We start from the raw sequence: 18387 nt of genomic DNA on the forward strand, positions 1-18387 counted from the left end.
TTACTCCGCCGCCTGCCGCGCCGGGGCGGCGCCGGAACGGAACGCCTCGGCAAGCGCGGCCCATTCGGCCCTTGCGGCCGTCAGGTTGCGCTCCTTTACCGGCCCGTAGCCGCGGATCTTCTCCGGCACGGAGACGAGCGCCAGCGCCGTCGTGTGCCGTCCGGAATCGAGCCGGGAGACGACCTCGTCGAGCGTCGCCTCGTAGTCGGCGATCAACTGGCGTTCCGTGCGCCGCTCGTGGGAATAGCCGAAGACGTCGAAGGCCGTGCCGCGCAGGCCCTTCAGCGTGGCCAGCATCCTGAAGCCCTTCATCATCCACGGGCCATAGACGCTCTTCTCCGGCCGCCCCGTCTCCGGGTCCGGCTTGTTGAGAAGCGGCGGGGCGAGATGGAACTTCAGTTTGTAGTTGCCCTCGAACGTATCGGCGATCGCCTTGGCGAAGGTGCCGTCGGTATAGAGCCGGGCGACCTCGTACTCGTCCTTGTAGGCCATCAGCTTGAAGAGATAGCGGGCCACCGCCTCGGTGAGCGCAGTCTCGCCGGGCTTCGCCGCCTGTTCGGCGGCACGCACGCGCTCGACCCGTGCGCGATAGCGCTCGGCGTAGGCGGCATTCTGGTAGCCGGCCAGGAAGCTGGCGCGACGATCGATGATCTCGTCGAGGTTCGTCGCGATGTCGTGCAGCGGATCGGCGTCCCGACCCGGCTCCGCCAGCGCTTCCACCGCTTCCGCGTCGATCGCCGCCCAGCGGCCCCAACGGAACGCGGCGACATTGTCGGCAACGGCCACGCCGTTCAGCGCGATCGCCTTCTCCAGCGCCTCCGCGGACAGAGGCAGCCGCCCGAGCTGATAAGCATAGCCGAGCATGAAGATGTTGCCGAGGATCGAGTCGCCGAGAAGCGCGGTCGCGAGCCCCGTCGCGTCGACGGTGTGGACGTGCCCCTGCCCCGCCTGCCCGCGGATCGCCCGTTTCAGCCGCTCGATCGGCAGGCTGAAGTCGGCATTGTGGGTGAGATCGCCGGGATAGGCGGCATGGGTGTTGATGACCACCTCCGTGCGGCCCGGCCGCATCGAGGCGAGCACCTTCTTGGTGCCGGCGACCACGATGTCGCAGCCGAGTACCAGCTCGGCCGCGCCGGCCGACACCCGGATCGCGGAGATCGAGTCGAGATCCTCGGCGATCTTCAGGTGCGTCAGCACCGAGCCGCCCTTCTGCGCCAGCCCGGCCATGTCGATGATGCCGCAGGCCTTGCCTTCCAGATGCGCGGCCATGCCGATCAGCGCGCCAATGGTGACGACGCCGGTGCCCCCGACGCCCGTGACCACCACGTCGTAGGTGCCGTCGATCTGCGGCAGGTCCGGTGTCGGGAAATCAGGGAAACCGGTCTCGCCGACCGTGTTGCGCTTGCCCTTCTTCAGCCGCCCCCCCTCGACGGTGACGAAGCTCGGGCAGAACCCCTTGATGCAGGAATAGTCCTTGTTGCAGCTCGACTGGTCGATCTGCCGCTTGCGGCCGAATTCCGTCTCCACCGGCTGGATCGCGACGCAGTTCGACTGGACGCCGCAATCGCCGCACCCTTCGCAAACGAGCTCGTTGATGAAGATCCGCTTCTGCGGGTCGGGGAACTGGCCACGCTTGCGCCGGCGCCGCTTCTCCGCAGCGCAGGTCTGGTCGTAGATCAGCGCGGTGAGCCCCGGAATGTCCCGCAACGTCTTCTGCACCGCGTCGAGTTCGGAGCGGTGGTGGATGGTGACGCCCGCCGGGAACTCTGTGCCGGTCGGATACTTGTCCGGCTCGTCTGTGACGATGACGACCTTCTTGGCGCCCTCGGCGGCGACCTGGGCCGCGATCTGCGGCACCGTCAGCCCGCCCTCGTGGCGCTGGCCGCCGGTCATGGCGACCGCGTCGTTGAACAGGATCTTGTAGGTGACGTTGACGCCGGACGCGGCGGCTGCGCGCAGCGCCAGATAGCCCGAATGGTTGTACGTGCCGTCGCCGAGGTTCTGGAACACATGCCCGCGCTTGGAGAACGGCGCCTCGCCGATCCAGTTGGCGCCCTCGCCGCCCATCTGGGTGAAGCCCTCGGTATGGCGGTCCATCCACTGGGCCATGAAGTGGCAGCCGATGCCGGCATAGGCGTGGCTGCCCTCCGGCACCACGGTGGAGGTGTTGTGCGGACAGCCGGCACAGAAATACGGGGTGCGGCTGGCCACGTCCTGGGTGTCGGCGAGAACCTTCTGGAAGGCCCTGATCTCGTCCAGCCGGGCGGCGACGTCCTTGTCCTTGCGGACCGCCAGAACGCGCTCGCCGATGGCAATCGCGATATCGTTGGGATCGAGCGCGCCCTTGGACGGAAATAGCCAGCCGCCGGTCTCGTCGTGCTTGCCGACAATCACCGGCGCCTTCCCGGTGCCGTAGAGCTGCTCCTTCAGCTGCGTTTCGATCAGCGAGCGCTTTTCCTCGACGACGATGATCAGGTCCAGCCCCTCGGCGAAGCGCTTGACGCCTTCCGGCTCCAGCGGCCACGGGCAGGCGACCTTGTAGAGACGAATGCCGAGCTTGGCCGCCTTCACCTCGTCGATGCCGAGGTCCTCGAGCGCCTGGCGCACGTCGAGATAGCTCTTGCCCGCCGTGGCGATCCCGATCTTCGGCGTCTTGCCGCCCTGCATGACGATCTTGTCGAGCTTGTTGGCGCGCAGATAGGCAAGGACCGCATAGCGCTTGAAATCGTGCAGGCGGGCTTCCTGCGTGATCGGATGATCGCCGATCCGGATATTGAGGCCGCCGGGCGGCATCTCGAAATCGGTCGGCGTCTTGATCTCGATCCGGTCGACGCGGCCATCGACGATCGCCGTCGACTCGATGGTGTCCTTGACGCACTTGATACCGCACCAGGTGCCGGCATAGCGCGACAGCGCCCAGCCATGCACGCCGTAGTCGAGGATCTCCTGGACACCCGCCGGGCTCAGGATCGGGATCATCGCATCGACGAAGGCGAACTCGGACTGGTGCGCGGTGGTGGAGGATTCGCAGGTATGGTCGTCGCCCATCAGCGCCAGCACGCCGCCGCGCGGCGCGGAACCGGCGAAATTGGCGTGCCGGAACACGTCACCGGTCCGGTCGACGCCGGGGCCCTTGCCGTACCAGATGCCGAACACCCCGTCGAACGCACCCTGCCCGCGCAGTTCGGCCTGTTGCGCGCCCCACAGCGCGGTAGCCGCCAGGTCCTCGTTCAGGCCCGGCTGGAACACCACGTCGGATTGCTGCAGGACCTTCTTGGCGCGGCCGAAGGTCTGGTCGAGACCGCCGAGCGGCGAGCCTCGGTAGCCGGTGACGTAGCCGGCGGTGTTGAAGCCGTCCCGCCGGTCGCGCTCCTTCTGCATCAGGCAGAGCCGGAGCACGGCCTGGGTGCCGGAAACGAAGACCTGATCCTTGGAGAGATCGTACTTGTCGTCGAGCGTGACGGGTTTGAGCGCCATCAGCGTTTCCTCTTGCCGCCCCGCCGATCCGGGGCGGGCCATAATGTATACCCACCATGATAGGTCAGCATTATTGCCTTACAAGAGGTCGCCGACATGGGGGCCATGCACAGACTAGCACGCGGCAACGCGCTCCGCAGGCGTTGAAAGCAGGACGGGCTCATAGCTCGCCGTCGAGCGTGAGCAGCGTGTCGTACATCTCCGGGCGCCGGTCGCGGAAAAGCCCCCAAGACGCCCGTCTTGCGGCGATGTCATCGAGATCGAAGGTCGCGGTGAGCACGGTTTCGGTCGACCGGTCGGCCTCGGCGACCTTCTGGCCCATCCAGTCGGCAATGAAGGAGGAGCCGTAGAAGGTTATCGACGTGTCGCGCTTGCCCGCTTCCGTACCGATACGGTTCGAGGCGACGAGCGGCATCAGGTTGGCGCCGGCATGGCCGCACATCACCGTCTGCCAGTGCGCGCAGGAATCCCATTCCGGATCGATGAGCTCCGAACCGATCGCCGTTGGATAGAAGAGGATCTCAGCGCCCATCAGCGCCATCGAACGGGCGGATTCCGGGAACCACTGGTCCCAGCAGATCCCGGACCCGATACGACCGAATTTCGTGTCCCAGACCCGAAAACCGGTGTCGCCGGGACTGAAATAGAACTTTTCCTCGTAGCCCGACCCCTGGGGGATGTGCGTCTTGCGATAGAGGCCGAGGACGGCCCCGCCCGCATCCACCATCGCGAGCGAATTGTAATGGGCATTGTTGGCCTTCTCGAAGAAGCTCACCGGCAGGACGACGTCGAGTTCGTCGGCAAGCGCCTGGAACCGGCGGATCGTCGGATGCCCGTCGAGCGGATGGGCGCGGCCGAAATGCTCCGGCAGTTCGTCCTGGCAGAAATAGAGCCCCTCGAACAGTTCCTGGATGAGAACGATGTTCGCGCCCTTGCCCGCCGCCTCGCGGATCAGGGCCTCGGCGCGGGCAACGTTCTCCTCGACGACGTCGGTGCAGGCCATCTGCGTGGCGGCTACGGTGACTTCCCTCATGTCGCTTCCCCATGCGTGATCGTGCGCGATGTCATGACGCGGAGCCGGTCTCCCGCGCAACCCCCAAGCCGCGCCGGGCCACGGCGACGACCAGCACCACTGTCCCGAACACGAGAACGGCGGCCGATCCGATCAGGGTCTCGGAATAGCCGACGCCGGTCGCCACGAAATGTCCGGCGACCGCGGGACCGACCATCTGCCCCAGCCCGAACCCCGCCGTCAGGATCGCGATGCCGCGCCCGTCGACGCTCTGCCGGCCGACGGCCAGCGTCAGCATGGTCACGCCCATCAGCGTGCCGCCGAACATGGCGGCGGCGGCCAGCGCGACGAACCCGCTGCCGCTCAGGGCCGGCAGCGCGACGGAGACGATCTGGACCACATAGGCCGCGACCAGCGCGCTGGCGTAGCCGATACGGCCGGCGGCGGCCGCCCACAGCAGCGTGCTGAACACGCCGCCGATGCCGGCGATCACCCAGACCCAGTCGGCGAAGGCCTCCATGCCCGGCCGCCCCTTGACGATCGCCACGATAAAGGTGGCGAAGACCGAATAGCCGAGCCCCTCGCACGTGTAGTTGACGAGCAACGCGGCGAACGGCAGGGGCCGCGGCTGGCGGGTCCGTGCGCTGATCTTGTGCGGCCGCGCCTCGAGTTGCCGATCGCGCATCTCGGCGAAGATGAACGGAACCATCAGCACGCACAGGCCGGCGGCGAGGTACCACATCTGCGCCGACGACAGCGCGTGGCCGGCGACCTGCGCCAACACGCCGGACAGCGCGATGCCGGCGCCGACACCCGAGAACAGCCAGGCCAGCCTGCCCGGTTCACCCGCCAGGTGCAGCGCCTCGGCGACGACCGTCGCCGCGACGATCATCGCCAGGGCGCTGACGACACCGGAGACGAACCGCAGCACCATCCACAATGCGACGTCGTCGGTCAGCCCCATCGCCGCCGTCGTCAGGACACTCGCCACCACGCTGGTCCGGAATATCCACAAGCGCAGCGGCCCGGGTCGGATGAACGACGCGGCAATCGAGCCGACCAGATATCCGGCGAAATTGGCCGACGCGATGTACCCGGCGACAGCGGCGTCGAAGCCGTAGTCGCGCTGCATCAAAGGCAGCATCGGCGTGTAGTAGAAACGCCCGACGCCCATGACCAGCGCCATGGCCAGAAGGCCGGCAAGCAGGAGCCGTGTCGCCTGGCTCATGCCGCGCCCCGTCTCATCCGGCCCGCGCCAGCGGTTCCTGCTGGGTGATGCAGTGGATGCCGCCGCCGCCCTCGAAGATGCGGGTGGCCGGCACCTGCACGACCCGCCGGTCGTTGAACAGGCGGCTGAACATCTCGGCGACCGCCTCGTCCTTCGGATCGTCGAAGCCGCACAGCACCACGCCGCCGTTGACGAAGGAGAAATTCACATAGGTGCAGGACAGCGGCTCGCCGTTCGCCTTGAACCGCTGCGCCGGCGCGTCGATCTCGATGACGTCGAGCGTGCGTCCGGCGGCATCTCTAGCGGCTTTCAGGGTGGCGATGTTCTCGCGGGCGATATCGTAGTCGGGATGAGCCGGATCGGGCTGGCGGTGGGCGAGCACCAGGCCCGGCCTCAGGAAACAGGCCAGCGTGTCGACGTGTCCGTCGGTGCCGGTGTCGTCGCAGTCGGACTCGAGCCCCTGTTTCAGCCAGATCGCCGTGCGGGTGCCGAGCAACGCGTGGATCTCGGCCTCGACCTCGGCCTTGGTCCAGTTCGGATTGCGGTTGGCGTTGAGCTGGACGGATTCGGTCAGCATCACCGTGCCCTCCCCGTCCACATGGATCGCGCCGCCCTCGTTGACGAGCCTGGAGGCGAACCGTTCGGCCCCCGCCCGCTCAGCGACGAAACGGGCGATCAGCGCATCGACCTTGTTGTCCGGAAAGGTGCGCCCGCCCCAGCCGTTGAAGGTCCAGTCGACCGCGCCGAGCCTGCCCTCCGGGCCGAGTACGAAGGTGGGGCCGAAATCGCGCATCCACGATTCGGCGATGTCATGCTCGACGACCTCGACGCCGGCCTCGAGATAGCCGCGCGCCTGCGCCTTGCCCCCCGGCGGCGCCAGCATGACGACAGGCTCGAACCCGGCGATCGCATTGGCGACCGCCGCCCAGGCCCGATAGGCGCCGTCCGCGCCGCCGGTTCCCTCGAGCACGGTCTCCGCCACCGGCCAGGCCATCCAGGTACGGCGATGGGCCGACCATTCGGCGGGCATGTGGAAACCGCGTGTCGAAGCCATGTGTCGCCGTCCTGTGCTGGCCCGTCTCGTCGCAAGCGGGAACCGCGAACGCGAGACCGTCCGCCGAAATCTAGCTCCCCCAGCGCCAGAAGTCCTGCCCCTCCTTCGCGTAGAAACGGGCGAGCACCATGTTGTGGACCTCGGAGGCACCGTCGACGATGCGGGCGCACCGGGCATACCGGTAGATCCACTCGAGGATCGTATCCTTGGAGTAGCCGCGCGCGCCGTTCAGCTGGATCGCCACGTCCGCCGCCTTTTGCAGGGTGTCGGCGACATGGACCTTCGCCATCGACACTTCCTTGCGGGCGAAGTCGCCCTGGTCGAGCATCCAGGCCGCGTGCATGACCAGCAGCCGGCCGATCTGGATGTCGTGGGCAAGCTCGCCCATCTTGAGCTGCACCGATTCCCGGTCGGCGAGCCTGATGCCGAAGCCTTCGCGGCGCGACGTGTACTCCGCGGCGATTTCCATGCAGCGCTTGGCAAGTCCCAGCCAGCGCATGCAATGGGTGAGACGCGCCGGCCCGAGGCGGATCTGCGTCGCCTTGAGCCCGTCGCCGACCTCCATCAGCCGGTCCGCGTCGGCGATCTCCAGCCCGTCGAACTCGAGCTCGCACACCCCGCCGTGTTCGTCCGGGCCCATGTTGTCGATGCGCCGGACGATCTTCCAGCCCGGCTGGTCGCGATGGAACAGGAACGCGGACAGGTGCCGGCGCTTCTCCTCCGGGTTGGGATCGGTGCGGGCGACCAGGATGAAATGCTTGGCGACCCCCGCGCCGGAGATGAACCATTTGCGCCCGCGCACGACCCACGTGTCGCCCTGTTTCTCGGCGCTGGTCAGCATCATGCCCGGATCCGAGCCCCCGCCGGGATGCGGTTCGGTCATCACGAAGGAGGAATTGACCGCACCGTCGATGATCGGCTGCAGCCACTGGTCCTTCTGGTCCTCGCGCGCCACCATCGACAGCAACCGCATGTTGCCGTCGTCCGGCGCGGCGCAATTGATGCAGGACGGCCCGAAGATCGACCGGTTTGCCTCTTCGTAGAGGGCAGCCTGCCCGATCATCGGCAGGCCGAGGCCGCCGCGATCGGTCGGCATCTGCGGTGCGTAAATACCGGCGGCGCGCGCCCTGGCGCGCATCCGGTCCCGCAGATCCAGGCGGATATTCTCGAACTCGTTGTAGCTGGCCGGATCGGCTTCGAGGGGCTCGATTTCGTCGGCGACGAATGTGCGCACCTTCAGGCGAAGGGCGTCGATCTCAGGCGAAAGAATGAAGTCCATGTTCGCTCCCGTCGTTTCGACGGGACAATCGCCGCTCGGGTGGCCGAGGGCAAGATCTATGTCGTCAGAGCGCGATGCCGCCGTCGACGAGGATGGGCGTGCCGGTGATGAACGAGCCCGCGTCCGAGGCCAGCAGCAACAGCGTGCCGTCGAGCTCCTTGATGTCGCCGAGCCGCTTCATCGGCACGTAGCGCTGGATCATCTTCTGGCCGCCCTCGGTCGCGAAGTAGTCGCTGTTGATCTCGGTCTCGATATAGCCGGGACAGATCGCGTTGACGCGGATGTTCGCCTCGGCGAGTTCGAGCGCCATCACCTTGGTGAGCTGCACGACGCCGGCCTTCGCGGCGGCATAGGCGCCGAGCGTCTTCGAAACCTTGAAGGCGATCGCGGAGGCGATGTTAACGATCGACCCGCCCTTGCCGGCCGCGGTCATCCGACGTGCCGCTTCCTGTCCGACGAGGAAGACACCGTCGAGATTGGTATCGAGCACCTTGCGCCAATCCGCCGGGTTCATGTCGGCGATGAACCCCTCGGCGGCGACGCCGGCGTTGTTGACGAGGATGTCGACTGGACCGAACGCCTTCTCCACCGCATCGAAGGCCGGTGCGATGGTATCGACATCGGTGACATCGAGCGGTACCGCCAAAGCGCGGCCGCCGCGTGCTTCGATTTCGGACTGGAGCGTCTCCAGCCGATCGGTCCGACGCGCCGCGATTCCCACGTTCGCCCCGTTTGCGGCCAACACTTCGGCAAAACGCCAGCCGAGACCGCTCGACGCTCCGGTGACAAGTGCAGTCCGACCCGAGAGGTCGAACAGGTCGGTGACACGCGCAATCGCCATCAGTTGTACACCACGCTCGGTAGCCAGGTTGCCAGCGCCGGCATGTACCAAAGTACGATGAGTGCGATCAACTGAATAAAGACGAAGGGTATGATGCCCCGGTAAATATCCATCGTCTTGACGGATGCCGGCGCGACCCCGCGCAGATAGAACAGCGCGAAACCGAAGGGTGGCGTCAGGAACGAGGTCTGCAGGTTCACCGCCATCATGATGCCGAGCCAGACCGGGCTCATAGTGCCACCGTCCGGCATCTCCAGCGTCAGCAGGATCGGCGCGACCAGCGGCACGACCACGAAGACGATCTCCAGGAAGTCCAGGAAGAAGCCTAGGAAGAACATCAGCAGCATGACGGCGATCATCGCCCCCAGCGCGCCGCCGGGCATGCCCTGCAGGGCCTGGTGCACCATCTCTTCGCCGCCCAGGCCGCGGAAGACCAGGCTGAACAGGGCCGCGCCGATCAGAATGACGAACACCATCGCGGTGATCTGCGTGGTGGTCTGCATCACCGGGACAAGAACGTCGCCGCCGTACACCCGCAAGAGCGATATCAGAAGCCCGTAGGCGATCCCGACGCAGAACGCCGCCGCGACCCAGATCCCGACCATGTCGGCGGTCGGGATCTCGGTGCGCGCGACGCGCAAATCCATGAAACCCGTCAGAACCAGAACACCAATCAGCGACAGGCCGGCGATATAGACCGGCCACGGCCTGGTCTCGTCCAGTCGGTACCCCGCGAGCAGAATCGCGCCGATGGCGCCGACGGCCGCCGCCTCGGTCGGCGTGGCGACGCCGGCCAGGATCGAGCCGAGGACCGCGACGATCAGCAGGATCGGCGGCAGCAGTGCGTGCAGAATCTTGCCGACGCCGACGTCGCCCGTGTCCGCTGCCGGCATGGCCGGAGACGTCTCCGGCTTAACGATCGCCATGAAGACCTGATAGACGAGATACATGCCGACCAAGACGAGGCCCGGGATCAGCGCCCCGGCGAATAGGTCGCCGACGGACACCGTCTCCGGCGAGAAGATGCCCATGTCGAGCTGGGCCTTCTGGTAGGCGTTGGACAGCTGGTCGCCGAGGATGACGAGCACGATCGAGGGCGGAATGATCTGGCCGAGCGTGCCGGAGGCGGCGATCGCGCCGGTCGCCAGTCGCGGCGAGTAGCCGTAGCGCAGCATGGTCGGCAGCGACAGGAGCCCCATGGTGACGACGGTCGCGCCGACGATGCCCGTGGAGGCGGCGAGCAGCATGCCGACGATCGTCACCGAAATGCCCAGGCCGCCGCGCATCTTGCCGAACAGCCGGCCCATCGTCTCGAGCAGCTCTTCGGCGACGCGCGAGCGCTCGAGCATGACGCCCATGAACACGAACAGCGGCACCGCGACCAGCACCTCGTTGGTCATCGTGCCGAAGATGCGTTGCGGAAAGGCGAGGAAGAACGACAGGTCGAAGACGCCGGCCAGGTAGCCGATGACGCCGAAGACCAGCGCGACGCCGGCGAGCGTGAACGCCACCGGATAGCCCGCCAGCAACACGACGCAAACGACGACGAACATCGCGATGTCGAGGGAGTGCTGGAGGCCGCCCATCGCCGTTACTCCGCCGACCGCAGGGCTTTTATTTCCTTCTCGTCCCCACGCAACGTGAGGACGGATCGGATGATAATGGCGAGCGCCTGCAGACCCATGAGGACGGCGAAGACGAGGATCGCGGTCTTTTGCAGGTAGCGTGCGGGAATGCCGCTCGCTTCGGTCGAACCTTCCCAGATGGACCACGACTGGACGACATAGGGCCAGGCGATCCAGAAGATCAAAAAGCACATGGGGAGCAGGAAGAAGACCGACCCCAGGAGATTTACCAGCGCCTTCGTGCGCGGCGCTGCCTCTCTGTAGAAGATGTCCACGCGCACATGTCCGTCATGGCGGAGCGCATAGGCAGCGCCGAGCATGAAGGTGAAGCCGAACATGTAGATGACCAGCTCCTGCATCCAGATCGATCCGACACCGAAGACATACCGGCCGACGACGATCAGGAACTGGACGAGCACGATCGCCAGCGCCAGCCACGACACGGCGCGGCCGATACGCTCGTTCAACCCGTCTACGAAATTTGCGATCTCGCGCATCGTGCCCGACGACGGGAGGTGCGGCCCCAGGGGACGCCGCACCTCCCTCGATGTGCCGTTGTTGCGTTGCTACGAGCCCAGGACGCGCGCCCGGTCGCGGACATAGGCCGGTTCGGCGACCTGGCTCCAGCCGCGATAGTCGTCGCGCGACTTGAGATAGGCGTCGTGGATGCGCTTGCCGATATCGTCCGTCGCCGCGGACGCCAGGACATCGGGAGCGGCTTTGCCCAACGCGTCGATGATGTCGTCGGGGAAATGGCTGACCTTGACCCCGTGCTCGTTGATCAGCGTGTTGAGGGACTTGGCGTTGTTGGCGTTGAAGTCCGCATAGAACTGGCTGTTCTCGGCCGCCGCCGCCGATTTGAAGATCTCCTGGTCGGTCGGAGACAACTTGTCCCAGACGCCCTTGTTGATCCCGAGCGCGATCGCGGCGCCGCCCTCCGACATGTTGGGATAGTAGTAGTTCTTGGCGACCTTGTAGAAACCGAAGGCCAGATCGTTCCACGGCCCCACCCAGTCCGCGCCGTCGATGGCGCCGGACTGCAGCGCCGGGAAGATCTCGCCGCCCGGGAGGTTGATCACGTTGACGCCGATCTGCCGCATCAGCTCGCCACCGAGGCCGGGCATACGGAACTTCAGGCCCTTGAGGTCCTCGAGGCTCTTCACCTCGTTCTTGAACCACCCGGCCATCTGGGTGCCGGTGTTTCCACACAGAAGCGACTTGATGTTGAAGCCGGCGCCGAGCTCGTCCCAGAGCTCCTGACCGCCGCCATAGGCGATCCACGCGGACTGTTCGGCGTATGTCATGCCGAGCGGAACGGCACAGAAGAAGGCGTAGGCCGTATGCTTGCCGAGCCAGTAGTAGTCGGCGGCGTGATACATGTCCGCGGTGCCCTGCGAGACCGCATCGAAAGACTCGAACGGCGGCACGAGCTCGCCGGCGGCGAATACCTTGACGGTGATCCGGCCGTCGGTCAGCGCCGTGATGCGGTCGGCGGCGCGCTGGGCTCCGGTGCCCAGGCCGGGGAAGTTCTTCGGCCAGGTGGTTACCATCTTCAGTTCCATTGTGCCCTGCGAGATGGCGGGCGTCGGGAACGAAGCGGCGGCCGCGCTGGCAGCGGCAGCGCTGCCGATGCCGGCTTTCTTCAGAAACGAACGACGATCCATGTGGTTTCCTCCCACTTTCCGTGAGTGTTGGTGACTGCCATCCGGATCCGGCGCACCTATTGTCGTTGTCTCGGTCCCGGCGGCACCGACCGGCCATTGCGGCTCGGCGATCGTCGATATAAAGCGCAGCCGGTTGCGCAACACAAGTCTACTTCCGTTGCCACAAATCTCCGTGTATCGGATCGCAAGCGCCGGGGAAAATACCTAAGTATTGCGGCAACATCGCCAATGCGCCGACGCGTTGCCGGCTAAGCAAAGAAAGGAATTCCGCATGAACGCTGGCGTTAGGGGCCAGTCGGGTAGCCGTCCGGTCGTCGCCGTGCCCGCGGATGTGAAATCCTTCGAAGGATACCGCTGGCACGCGGTCGCTGCCCAGTACCTGGAGGCGGTCGCCCATGTGGCCGGCGCGATGCCCATGGTGGTTCCCGGGCTCGGCGGCGAACTCGACTATTCGCGCGTCCTAGATTTCGTCGATGGCGTAATGCTGACCGGCAGCCGTTCCAACGTGCACCCCGGCAACTACGGCGAAGTGCCGACGCCGGCCTACGAACCCTTCGACGAGGCGCGCGACGCAACGACGCTGCCGTTGATCCGTGCGACACTTGAGCGCGGTCTGCCGCTGTTCGCGATCTGCCGCGGGTATCAGGAGCTCAACGTCGCGCTCGGCGGATCCATCGCCACCGAGATCCAGGAGCAGCCGGACCGCATGGATCATCGTGCCCCGGACTCGACAGTCCAGGACGAGCGGTTCGCCATCCGTCAGAGGATCGAAATCCGTCCCGGCGGACAGCTGGCGTCGATCCTCGGCACCGAGCCGATCAAGGTCAACTCCCTCCATCGCCAGGCGATCGACCGGCTGGCCGACGATCTCGAGATCGAGGCGACGGCGCAGGACGGCACGATCGAGGCCGTCTCGGTCAGGACCGCCAAGGCGTTCGCGCTCGGCGTCCAGTGGCATCCCGAATACTGGGCAGGGTCCGATCCCGCGTCGCGAACGCTGTTCGAAGCATTCGGCGACGCCCTCCGCGGCTATCGGTCGCAGAAGGCGACGCTGCTCTCGGCGGCCGGGTGACACGCGCGCTCCCGAACACCGCAACGTACGACCGGCGGCGGGCGGCCGACGCGCAACACCTGCAGCCGATCGGCGGGAACGGCGCTGCCGCCACGCGGGCTCAGGATATCAGGTCCGGAATAGCGTTCAGCGTCGCGACCTCGGCGGAAATGTCGCCCGGCAGGTTGTCGGGCGGCACGCCGAGCCGGTTGAGACGGGCGACCTTGAAACCGAAATAGGCAGCCCCGCTCGCGTCCCACGGGTTCATCGACACGAACAGCATATCGGCGGCGGGAATTCCCAGTTCATCGACAGCGAGCTGATAGACGCGCGGGTCGGGCTTGTAGATGCCGACCTGCTCGATCGACAGGATGTGGTCGAGTTGCGCGTCCAGCCCCGCCGACTTCGTCGCCGCATCGAGCATCGCGGGCGAGCCGTTCGACAGGATCGCGGTGGTCAGCCCCTTCGATTTCAGGGTCTCCAGGCAGCGGCGCGCGTCCGGATAGGCGTCGAGCGTCATGTAGAGATCGAGCAGCCGCGCCCTCAGCGGGGCGTTCGAGACGCCATGCGCGGCAAGCGCGTAGTCGAGCGCATCGGCTGTCACGGCAAGGAAATCCGCGTGTGCGCCCATCAGGCTTCTGAGCCAGGTGTACTGCAACTGCTTGTCGCGCCACATCCGGGATACCGCGTCGGCCTTGTCGCCAAGCGCGGCGGCAACCTTGGCGACCGGCGCATGAACGTCGAACAACGTTCCATAGGCATCGAAAACGCAGGCGCGGATGCCATCGAGCTTCATGGACCCCTCCTCCCGCTGGCAATCAGACACTGGCCTGCGGCGACCAGCCTGTCTAGGATCGCAATGGTAAAGCTGTTGTGAGGCGCGAGCGATGTCCGGTGACCACCACGACCATGACCACGACAGTTCGGAGCTGTCCCCGACGGCGTTGCGGGTCCGCGCGCTGGAATCCCTCCTCGTCGAGAAGGGCTATGTCGACCAGGCGGCGCTCGACAAACTGATCGACACCTACGAGCACAAGGTGGGCCCGCGGAATGGCGCCCGCGTCGTCGCCAAGGCCTGGAGCGACCCGGCCTACCTGGAACGCCTGCGCGAAAACGCCACGGCGGCGATCGCCGAGCTCGATTACACCGGCCGGCAGGGCGAGCACATCGTGATCGTCGAGAACACGCCCGACGTGCACAACATGGTCGTCTGCACGCTGTGCTCCTGCTACCCGTGGCCGGTGCTGGGCCTTCCCCCCGTCTGGTACAAGTCGCCGCCCTACCGCTCGCGCGCCGTGATCGACCCGCGCGGCGTGCTCTCCGAATTCGGGGTGGAGCTGCCGGAGGAGACCGAGATCCGGGTGTGGGATTCGACGGCCGAGGTCCGCTACCTGGTGATCCCCATGCGGCCGGACCACACCGAGGGCCTAAATGAGGAGGCGCTGGCCGCGCTCGTCACCCGCAACGCGATGATCGGAACGGGGATCGCCCTGTCGCCCGAGGAAGCGCGCGCGGAGGGAGGTTTCGAATGAACGGCGTCCACGACATGGGCGGGATGCAGGATTTCGGTCCCGTCGTTCCCGAACCGAACGAACCGATCTTCCACGCCGACTGGGAACGCCGGGTGCTGGCGCTGACGCTCGCCATGGCCGCGCCGGGAGGCTGGAACATCGACATGTCGCGCCACGCCCGCGAGAGCCTGCCGCCCGCGCAATACCTGTCGTCCAGCTACTATCAGATCTGGCTTGCCGGCCTCGAGAAACTGATGAGCGAACGTGGTCTGCTCACTGGCGAAGAGATCGAGACAGGTCGCGCGACAGTGCCGCCAAAGTCCATCGACCGCATTCTGAAGGCAGAAAACGTGGCCGGGGTGCTCGCCAGCGGCACACCCTACGAACGGCCGGCGGGCGAGCCGGCACGGTTCAAGACGGGCGACAGGGTGCGCGCCAGGAACCTCCATCCCGAGGGGCATACGCGGCTGGTGCGCTACGTGCGCGGCCATGCCGGCACGATCACCCGCGTGCACGGCTGCCACGTCTTCCCCGACGCCAGCGCGCACGGCCTCGGCGATCGGCCCCACTGGCTCTACTCTGTGCGCTTCACCGCGCGCGAACTCTGGGGCGGGGAAGCCTCGGCGCGCGATACCGTGCAGGTCGATCTCTGGGAGCCCTATCTTGAGCCCGCCTGAGGCCCCGCGCCCCGAGATCGCTGCCGCTCTGGAGACGCTGCCGTCGCTCCCACGCGACCGGGATGGTCCGGTATTCGCCGAGCCGTGGCACGCGCAGGCCTTCGCCATGGCCGTCGAACTGAACGCCGGCGGCCACTTCACCTGGAGCGAATGGGCCGACACCCTCGGCGCGGAACTGAAGCGGGCCGGTCCCCGCGCGACCGGCGACGACGCCTACTATTCCGCCTGGCTGAGCGCGCTTGAACGCCTGCTCGATCGCAAGGGGATCGTTCCCGAAGCCGAAAGGTCAGGCCGCGAGATCGCCTGGGACCGCGCCGCGAAGGCGACACCCCACGGCCAGCCGATCGAACTCGGCGCCGAAAACGGGGGTAAGGCCGGCTAAAGCCCGGCCTGCAGCGCGCCGCCCAGCATCAAGAGCCCGAAGGCGCAAACCGCAAGCGCCGCCAGAAGCTCGACGGTCTGCAGGCCCACGGACGCCCAGCCGGCCCCGTCATCGGCGAGCCTGGCGGCGAAGCCGCGCGCGCCGACCGCCAGAGCGGCAAGGATGGCGACGGCCAGTCCGGTCCCCACGGCCATCGCCAGCGTCGAGGCGACGCCCACCGCGTAGACGCCCTGGGAGAAGGCGAAGACCAGCACGACGAGCGCCCCGGTGCAGGGGCGGATGCCGACGGCGAGAACAGCCGTCCAGGCGCGCTTCAGCGAGAACGGCCCGCCCAGCGACGCCGGATCCGGCGCATGGGCATGTCCGCAGCCGCAGTCCGGCCCGGGCCCATGGTGGTGGTGGTCATGGTCGTGATCGTGATCGTGGCCATGATGGTGATGAGGACCGTGGCCGGGAGCGCCGGCTGCCACGGTCTGGGGGGAGCCGACCGGCACCTTCGCGAACAGGGCAAGGCTCTTGCCATAGACGAGCCGCGCGCCGATCAGCGCGATCAGGACGTAGCTTGCGATCTCGACGAATCCGGTCGCCTGGGTCATGGCGACGCTCGTTGCGCGCAAGATCACCGTCAGCACCGTCACCATCGCGATCGCCGTCAATGCCTGCACGAACGCGGCGGCGAAAGAGAGCGCGATGCCGCGTCGCATCGTCTCCCCCGTCGCCACCAGATAGGAGGTGATCACCACCTTGCCGTGACCAGGACCGGCGGCATGGAACAGGCCGTACAGGAACGACAGGCCCGCCAGCGCCCAGCCCGCCCCCGGATCCGTACGAAACGCCGAAACAAGGCCCGAAAGGGCCCTGTAGAACTCGGACTGTTTCGCCGCGATCCAGCCGAACAGGCCGGCGAGCGGCCCCGACTGAACGGCGACGGAGGGGTCGGGTCTGGCGATGCCGAACGGATTGGCCGCAGCCGTTTCGACAACAAGACCGGCGACCGCCAGCACCGCGATCAGCACGACGATCCGCGTTTTCGCGCGAACGATCATTCGCACACGACCTTGATCGTGTTGGCGTTGCCCTCGGTCAGCTCGAGTATCTCCGGCGGCAGATCGCGAACGTCGGCGGGAAACTGCGACAAAAGGTTCGCCGTCGCCGTGTCGAAGCCTTCCGCGCGCTCGATTTCCAGCCGACAGCCCGCGGGCGCGTCGACCAGAAGCGCCGTATCCGTCTCGGCGAGCTGGAAGTCGACAAAGAAGGTCGGGTCGTAGACCTCGATAGCGGTCAGGCCCTGCTTCGGATCGAACGGCTCGCTGAGCGGCAGGGTGAAATGCAGCGTCAGTTTGGTGCCGTCATAGTCCAGCCAATAGTCGACCGGATCGCGGAAGATGCCATAGACCTCGTCGACGCCGATGACGCCGAGATAGGTGAAATAGTCGAACTCGTTCAACGACTCGACGTTGACCTGGGCGAGCGGCTGCAGTTCCTCGCGGGTCAGCTTGCCGTCATTGTCCTCATCAAGCCCCTGGATGGCGTACGCCGAGAAAATCTCGTCGAAGGTCCAGGCATGGCGAACACCGCTGATCGCGCCGTCCGCGTTGAACAGGATGTCGGAGCGGCTGTCGACCCAGACGTGCGGATGCGAAATCGCCCCGCCGGCGAAACCGATCGCTCCGGCCACGAAGGCCGCCCCGGCCAACGCGGATTTCCTGACAGAATTGAGATACATCAGCCGAACTCCCGGCGCCGCTTCAACAGCACGATAGCGGCGGAAGCGTGGCGCGGGAATCCCCCTGGACCGGACCTTGCGGGAACGCCGGCGGGAACGAGAGAGCTAGCGCGCCACGATGACCGGTGCGCCGATATGCACGCGCTCGAACAGGTCGACCACGTCCTCGTTCAGCATGCGGATGCAGCCGTCCGACACCGCGTGGCCGATGGAGCCGGGCGCGTTGGTCCCGTGAATGCGATACGTGGTCCAGCCGAGATACAGGGCCCGCACCCCGAGCGGATTCTTCGGGCCGGGCGCCATGGAGGAAGGCAGCCGCGGATTTTTCTTGCGCATGCTGGGCGTCGGCGTCCAGCTCGGATTTTCCCTCTTCTCGCTGACCCAAGTCGTACCGAACCACTGGTTCCTGGGGCTGCCGACGGCCACCGCATAGCGGATCGCTTTGCCGTTGCCGAGCGCATAGTAGAGCCGTCTTTCCGCGGTCTTCACTATGATCGTACCGTAGCCGTGGTCACCGTCCATCTCGACGATATCGCGTGTCGTCGCCGATGCCGTGCTCGCCCCCCCGACCATCACCGCCATCGCCAGCGCGGCAAGTACAGTCGCGAAAAGCCGTGTGGTAGTCCGGATCATTGCTCGCCCCCCGGCCCGATCGCCGTCATGCCTGACCGCAGTCAAACCGCGCCGCGTTAAAATTCGGCAACCGCCTCGGTCGGTCCGGCCAGCACCGTTACGCAGCCGCAACATACAATGGGGCGAGAATTTTCCCATTTTCCGCCAGATATCGGAACCATTCTTCAGAACCCGAAGAGATACCGCACGGAAAAGATAATTATTCCTATTAATCGGCATATCTTTCC

17 protein-coding genes are annotated in these 18387 nt (G+C 66.4%); 4 read left to right on the forward strand and 13 right to left on the reverse strand.

Annotated features, from left to right (window positions below):
- From ACSF9G_RS05320 to ACSF9G_RS05360, 9 genes are all read right to left on the reverse strand, one after another.
- Positions 1-3477 carry an indolepyruvate ferredoxin oxidoreductase family protein gene (locus tag ACSF9G_RS05320; protein ID WP_436639193.1) on the reverse strand — a complete coding sequence of 1159 codons (3477 nt, stop codon included), beginning with the start codon at positions 3475-3477 and terminating at the stop codon, positions 1-3.
- A gap of 160 nt (positions 3478-3637) precedes the next feature.
- A complete protein-coding gene (gene aguB / locus ACSF9G_RS05325) occupies positions 3638-4510 on the reverse strand; it encodes an N-carbamoylputrescine amidase (protein WP_436639195.1) in 873 nt (290 codons plus the stop codon).
- Between the two features lie 31 nt (positions 4511-4541).
- Entirely contained in the window at positions 4542-5717 is a 1176-nt protein-coding gene (locus tag ACSF9G_RS05330) for a YbfB/YjiJ family MFS transporter (protein ID WP_436639197.1), read from the reverse strand.
- Between the two features lie 13 nt (positions 5718-5730).
- Positions 5731-6771 (reverse strand): agmatine deiminase family protein, encoded by a 1041-nt coding sequence (locus ACSF9G_RS05335; RefSeq protein WP_436639199.1) that lies wholly within the window; start codon positions 6769-6771, stop codon positions 5731-5733.
- 70 nt (positions 6772-6841) lie between these two features.
- On the reverse strand, positions 6842-8050 hold the full coding sequence (locus ACSF9G_RS05340) for an acyl-CoA dehydrogenase family protein (protein WP_436639201.1): 1209 nt from the start codon (positions 8048-8050) through the stop codon (positions 6842-6844).
- Between the two features lie 64 nt (positions 8051-8114).
- The gene (locus ACSF9G_RS05345; protein WP_436639203.1) at positions 8115-8891 is read right to left on the reverse strand and encodes an SDR family NAD(P)-dependent oxidoreductase; all 777 of its coding nucleotides are present in this window, start codon (positions 8889-8891) and stop codon (positions 8115-8117) included.
- A complete protein-coding gene (locus ACSF9G_RS05350) occupies positions 8891-10477 on the reverse strand; it encodes a TRAP transporter large permease (protein ID WP_436639205.1) in 1587 nt (528 codons plus the stop codon). Before ACSF9G_RS05350 ends, ACSF9G_RS05345 begins: the two co-directional genes overlap by 1 nt.
- Before the next feature lie 5 nt (positions 10478-10482).
- Positions 10483-11013 (reverse strand): TRAP transporter small permease subunit, encoded by a 531-nt coding sequence (locus tag ACSF9G_RS05355; protein ID WP_436639207.1) that lies wholly within the window; start codon positions 11011-11013, stop codon positions 10483-10485.
- 69 nt (positions 11014-11082) lie between these two features.
- Positions 11083-12180, reverse strand: a complete 1098-nt coding sequence (locus ACSF9G_RS05360; RefSeq protein WP_436639209.1) for a TRAP transporter substrate-binding protein — start codon at positions 12178-12180, stop codon at positions 11083-11085.
- A 271-nt stretch (positions 12181-12451) separates the two neighbouring features.
- Between ACSF9G_RS05360 and ACSF9G_RS05365 the strand changes: the two genes are divergently transcribed.
- Positions 12452-13252, forward strand: a complete 801-nt coding sequence (locus ACSF9G_RS05365; protein ID WP_436639211.1) for a gamma-glutamyl-gamma-aminobutyrate hydrolase family protein — start codon at positions 12452-12454, stop codon at positions 13250-13252.
- A gap of 100 nt (positions 13253-13352) precedes the next feature.
- Here the strand turns inward: ACSF9G_RS05365 and ACSF9G_RS05370 are convergent, their stop codons facing one another.
- Complete coding sequence (locus ACSF9G_RS05370) at positions 13353-14027, reverse strand: haloacid dehalogenase type II (RefSeq protein ID WP_436639213.1); 675 nt, start codon at positions 14025-14027, stop codon at positions 13353-13355.
- Positions 14028-14118: 91 nt separating this feature from the next.
- On the opposite strand from ACSF9G_RS05370, the gene nthA reads away from it, so the two are divergent.
- From nthA to ACSF9G_RS05385, 3 genes are read left to right on the forward strand one after another with little or no spacing between them, the layout of a single operon-like run.
- Entirely contained in the window at positions 14119-14763 is a 645-nt protein-coding gene (gene nthA / locus ACSF9G_RS05375; RefSeq protein ID WP_436639215.1) for a nitrile hydratase subunit alpha, read from the forward strand.
- Entirely contained in the window at positions 14760-15419 is a 660-nt protein-coding gene (nthB, locus tag ACSF9G_RS05380) for a nitrile hydratase subunit beta (RefSeq protein WP_436639217.1), read from the forward strand. The genes nthA and nthB overlap by 4 nt, the downstream gene beginning before the upstream one ends.
- The gene (locus ACSF9G_RS05385; protein WP_436639220.1) at positions 15406-15801 is read left to right on the forward strand and encodes a nitrile hydratase accessory protein; all 396 of its coding nucleotides are present in this window, start codon (positions 15406-15408) and stop codon (positions 15799-15801) included. Before nthB ends, ACSF9G_RS05385 begins: the two co-directional genes overlap by 14 nt.
- Here ACSF9G_RS05385 and ACSF9G_RS05390 read toward each other — a convergent pair.
- The 3 genes from ACSF9G_RS05390 to ACSF9G_RS05400 all read right to left on the reverse strand — a co-directional run bounded on the left by ACSF9G_RS05390 (position 15798) and on the right by ACSF9G_RS05400 (position 18160).
- Positions 15798-16847, reverse strand: a complete 1050-nt coding sequence (locus ACSF9G_RS05390; RefSeq protein ID WP_436639223.1) for a nickel/cobalt transporter — start codon at positions 16845-16847, stop codon at positions 15798-15800. The two genes, ACSF9G_RS05385 and ACSF9G_RS05390, sit on opposite strands and share 4 nt — an antisense overlap.
- Positions 16844-17527 (reverse strand): DUF1007 family protein, encoded by a 684-nt coding sequence (locus ACSF9G_RS05395; RefSeq protein ID WP_436639225.1) that lies wholly within the window; start codon positions 17525-17527, stop codon positions 16844-16846. Before ACSF9G_RS05395 ends, ACSF9G_RS05390 begins: the two co-directional genes overlap by 4 nt.
- Positions 17528-17632: 105 nt before the next feature.
- The gene (locus tag ACSF9G_RS05400) at positions 17633-18160 is read right to left on the reverse strand and encodes a L,D-transpeptidase (protein ID WP_436639227.1); all 528 of its coding nucleotides are present in this window, start codon (positions 18158-18160) and stop codon (positions 17633-17635) included.
- Between the last annotated feature and the right edge of the window lie 227 nt (positions 18161-18387).

It is taken from the genome of Microbaculum mangrovi (assembly GCF_051390635.1).
Taxonomy (GTDB): Bacteria; Pseudomonadota; Alphaproteobacteria; order Rhizobiales; family Tepidamorphaceae; genus Microbaculum.

Excerpts from the sequence above, each read along its gene's own strand:
- ACSF9G_RS05400 (WP_436639227.1), bottom strand. The coding sequence starts at position 18,160 with ATGATCCGGACTACCACACGGCTTTTCGCGACTGTACTTGCCGCGCTG.
- nthB (WP_436639217.1), top strand. The coding sequence starts at position 14,760 with ATGAACGGCGTCCACGACATGGGCGGGATGCAGGATTTCGGTCCCGTC.
- ACSF9G_RS05330 (WP_436639197.1), bottom strand. The coding sequence starts at position 5,717 with ATGAGCCAGGCGACACGGCTCCTGCTTGCCGGCCTTCTGGCCATGGCG.
- ACSF9G_RS05320 (WP_436639193.1), bottom strand. The coding sequence starts at position 3,477 with ATGGCGCTCAAACCCGTCACGCTCGACGACAAGTACGATCTCTCCAAG.
- ACSF9G_RS05335 (WP_436639199.1), bottom strand. The coding sequence starts at position 6,771 with ATGGCTTCGACACGCGGTTTCCACATGCCCGCCGAATGGTCGGCCCAT.
- ACSF9G_RS05395 (WP_436639225.1), bottom strand. The coding sequence starts at position 17,527 with ATGTATCTCAATTCTGTCAGGAAATCCGCGTTGGCCGGGGCGGCCTTC.
- ACSF9G_RS05350 (WP_436639205.1), bottom strand. The coding sequence starts at position 10,477 with ATGGGCGGCCTCCAGCACTCCCTCGACATCGCGATGTTCGTCGTCGTT.
- ACSF9G_RS05340 (WP_436639201.1), bottom strand. The coding sequence starts at position 8,050 with ATGGACTTCATTCTTTCGCCTGAGATCGACGCCCTTCGCCTGAAGGTG.
- ACSF9G_RS05355 (WP_436639207.1), bottom strand. The coding sequence starts at position 11,013 with ATGCGCGAGATCGCAAATTTCGTAGACGGGTTGAACGAGCGTATCGGC.
- nthA (WP_436639215.1), top strand. The coding sequence starts at position 14,119 with ATGTCCGGTGACCACCACGACCATGACCACGACAGTTCGGAGCTGTCC.
- aguB (WP_436639195.1), bottom strand. The coding sequence starts at position 4,510 with ATGAGGGAAGTCACCGTAGCCGCCACGCAGATGGCCTGCACCGACGTC.
- ACSF9G_RS05370 (WP_436639213.1), bottom strand. The coding sequence starts at position 14,027 with ATGAAGCTCGATGGCATCCGCGCCTGCGTTTTCGATGCCTATGGAACG.
- ACSF9G_RS05390 (WP_436639223.1), bottom strand. The coding sequence starts at position 16,847 with ATGATCGTTCGCGCGAAAACGCGGATCGTCGTGCTGATCGCGGTGCTG.
- ACSF9G_RS05360 (WP_436639209.1), bottom strand. The coding sequence starts at position 12,180 with ATGGATCGTCGTTCGTTTCTGAAGAAAGCCGGCATCGGCAGCGCTGCC.
- ACSF9G_RS05345 (WP_436639203.1), bottom strand. The coding sequence starts at position 8,891 with ATGGCGATTGCGCGTGTCACCGACCTGTTCGACCTCTCGGGTCGGACT.
- ACSF9G_RS05365 (WP_436639211.1), top strand. The coding sequence starts at position 12,452 with ATGAACGCTGGCGTTAGGGGCCAGTCGGGTAGCCGTCCGGTCGTCGCC.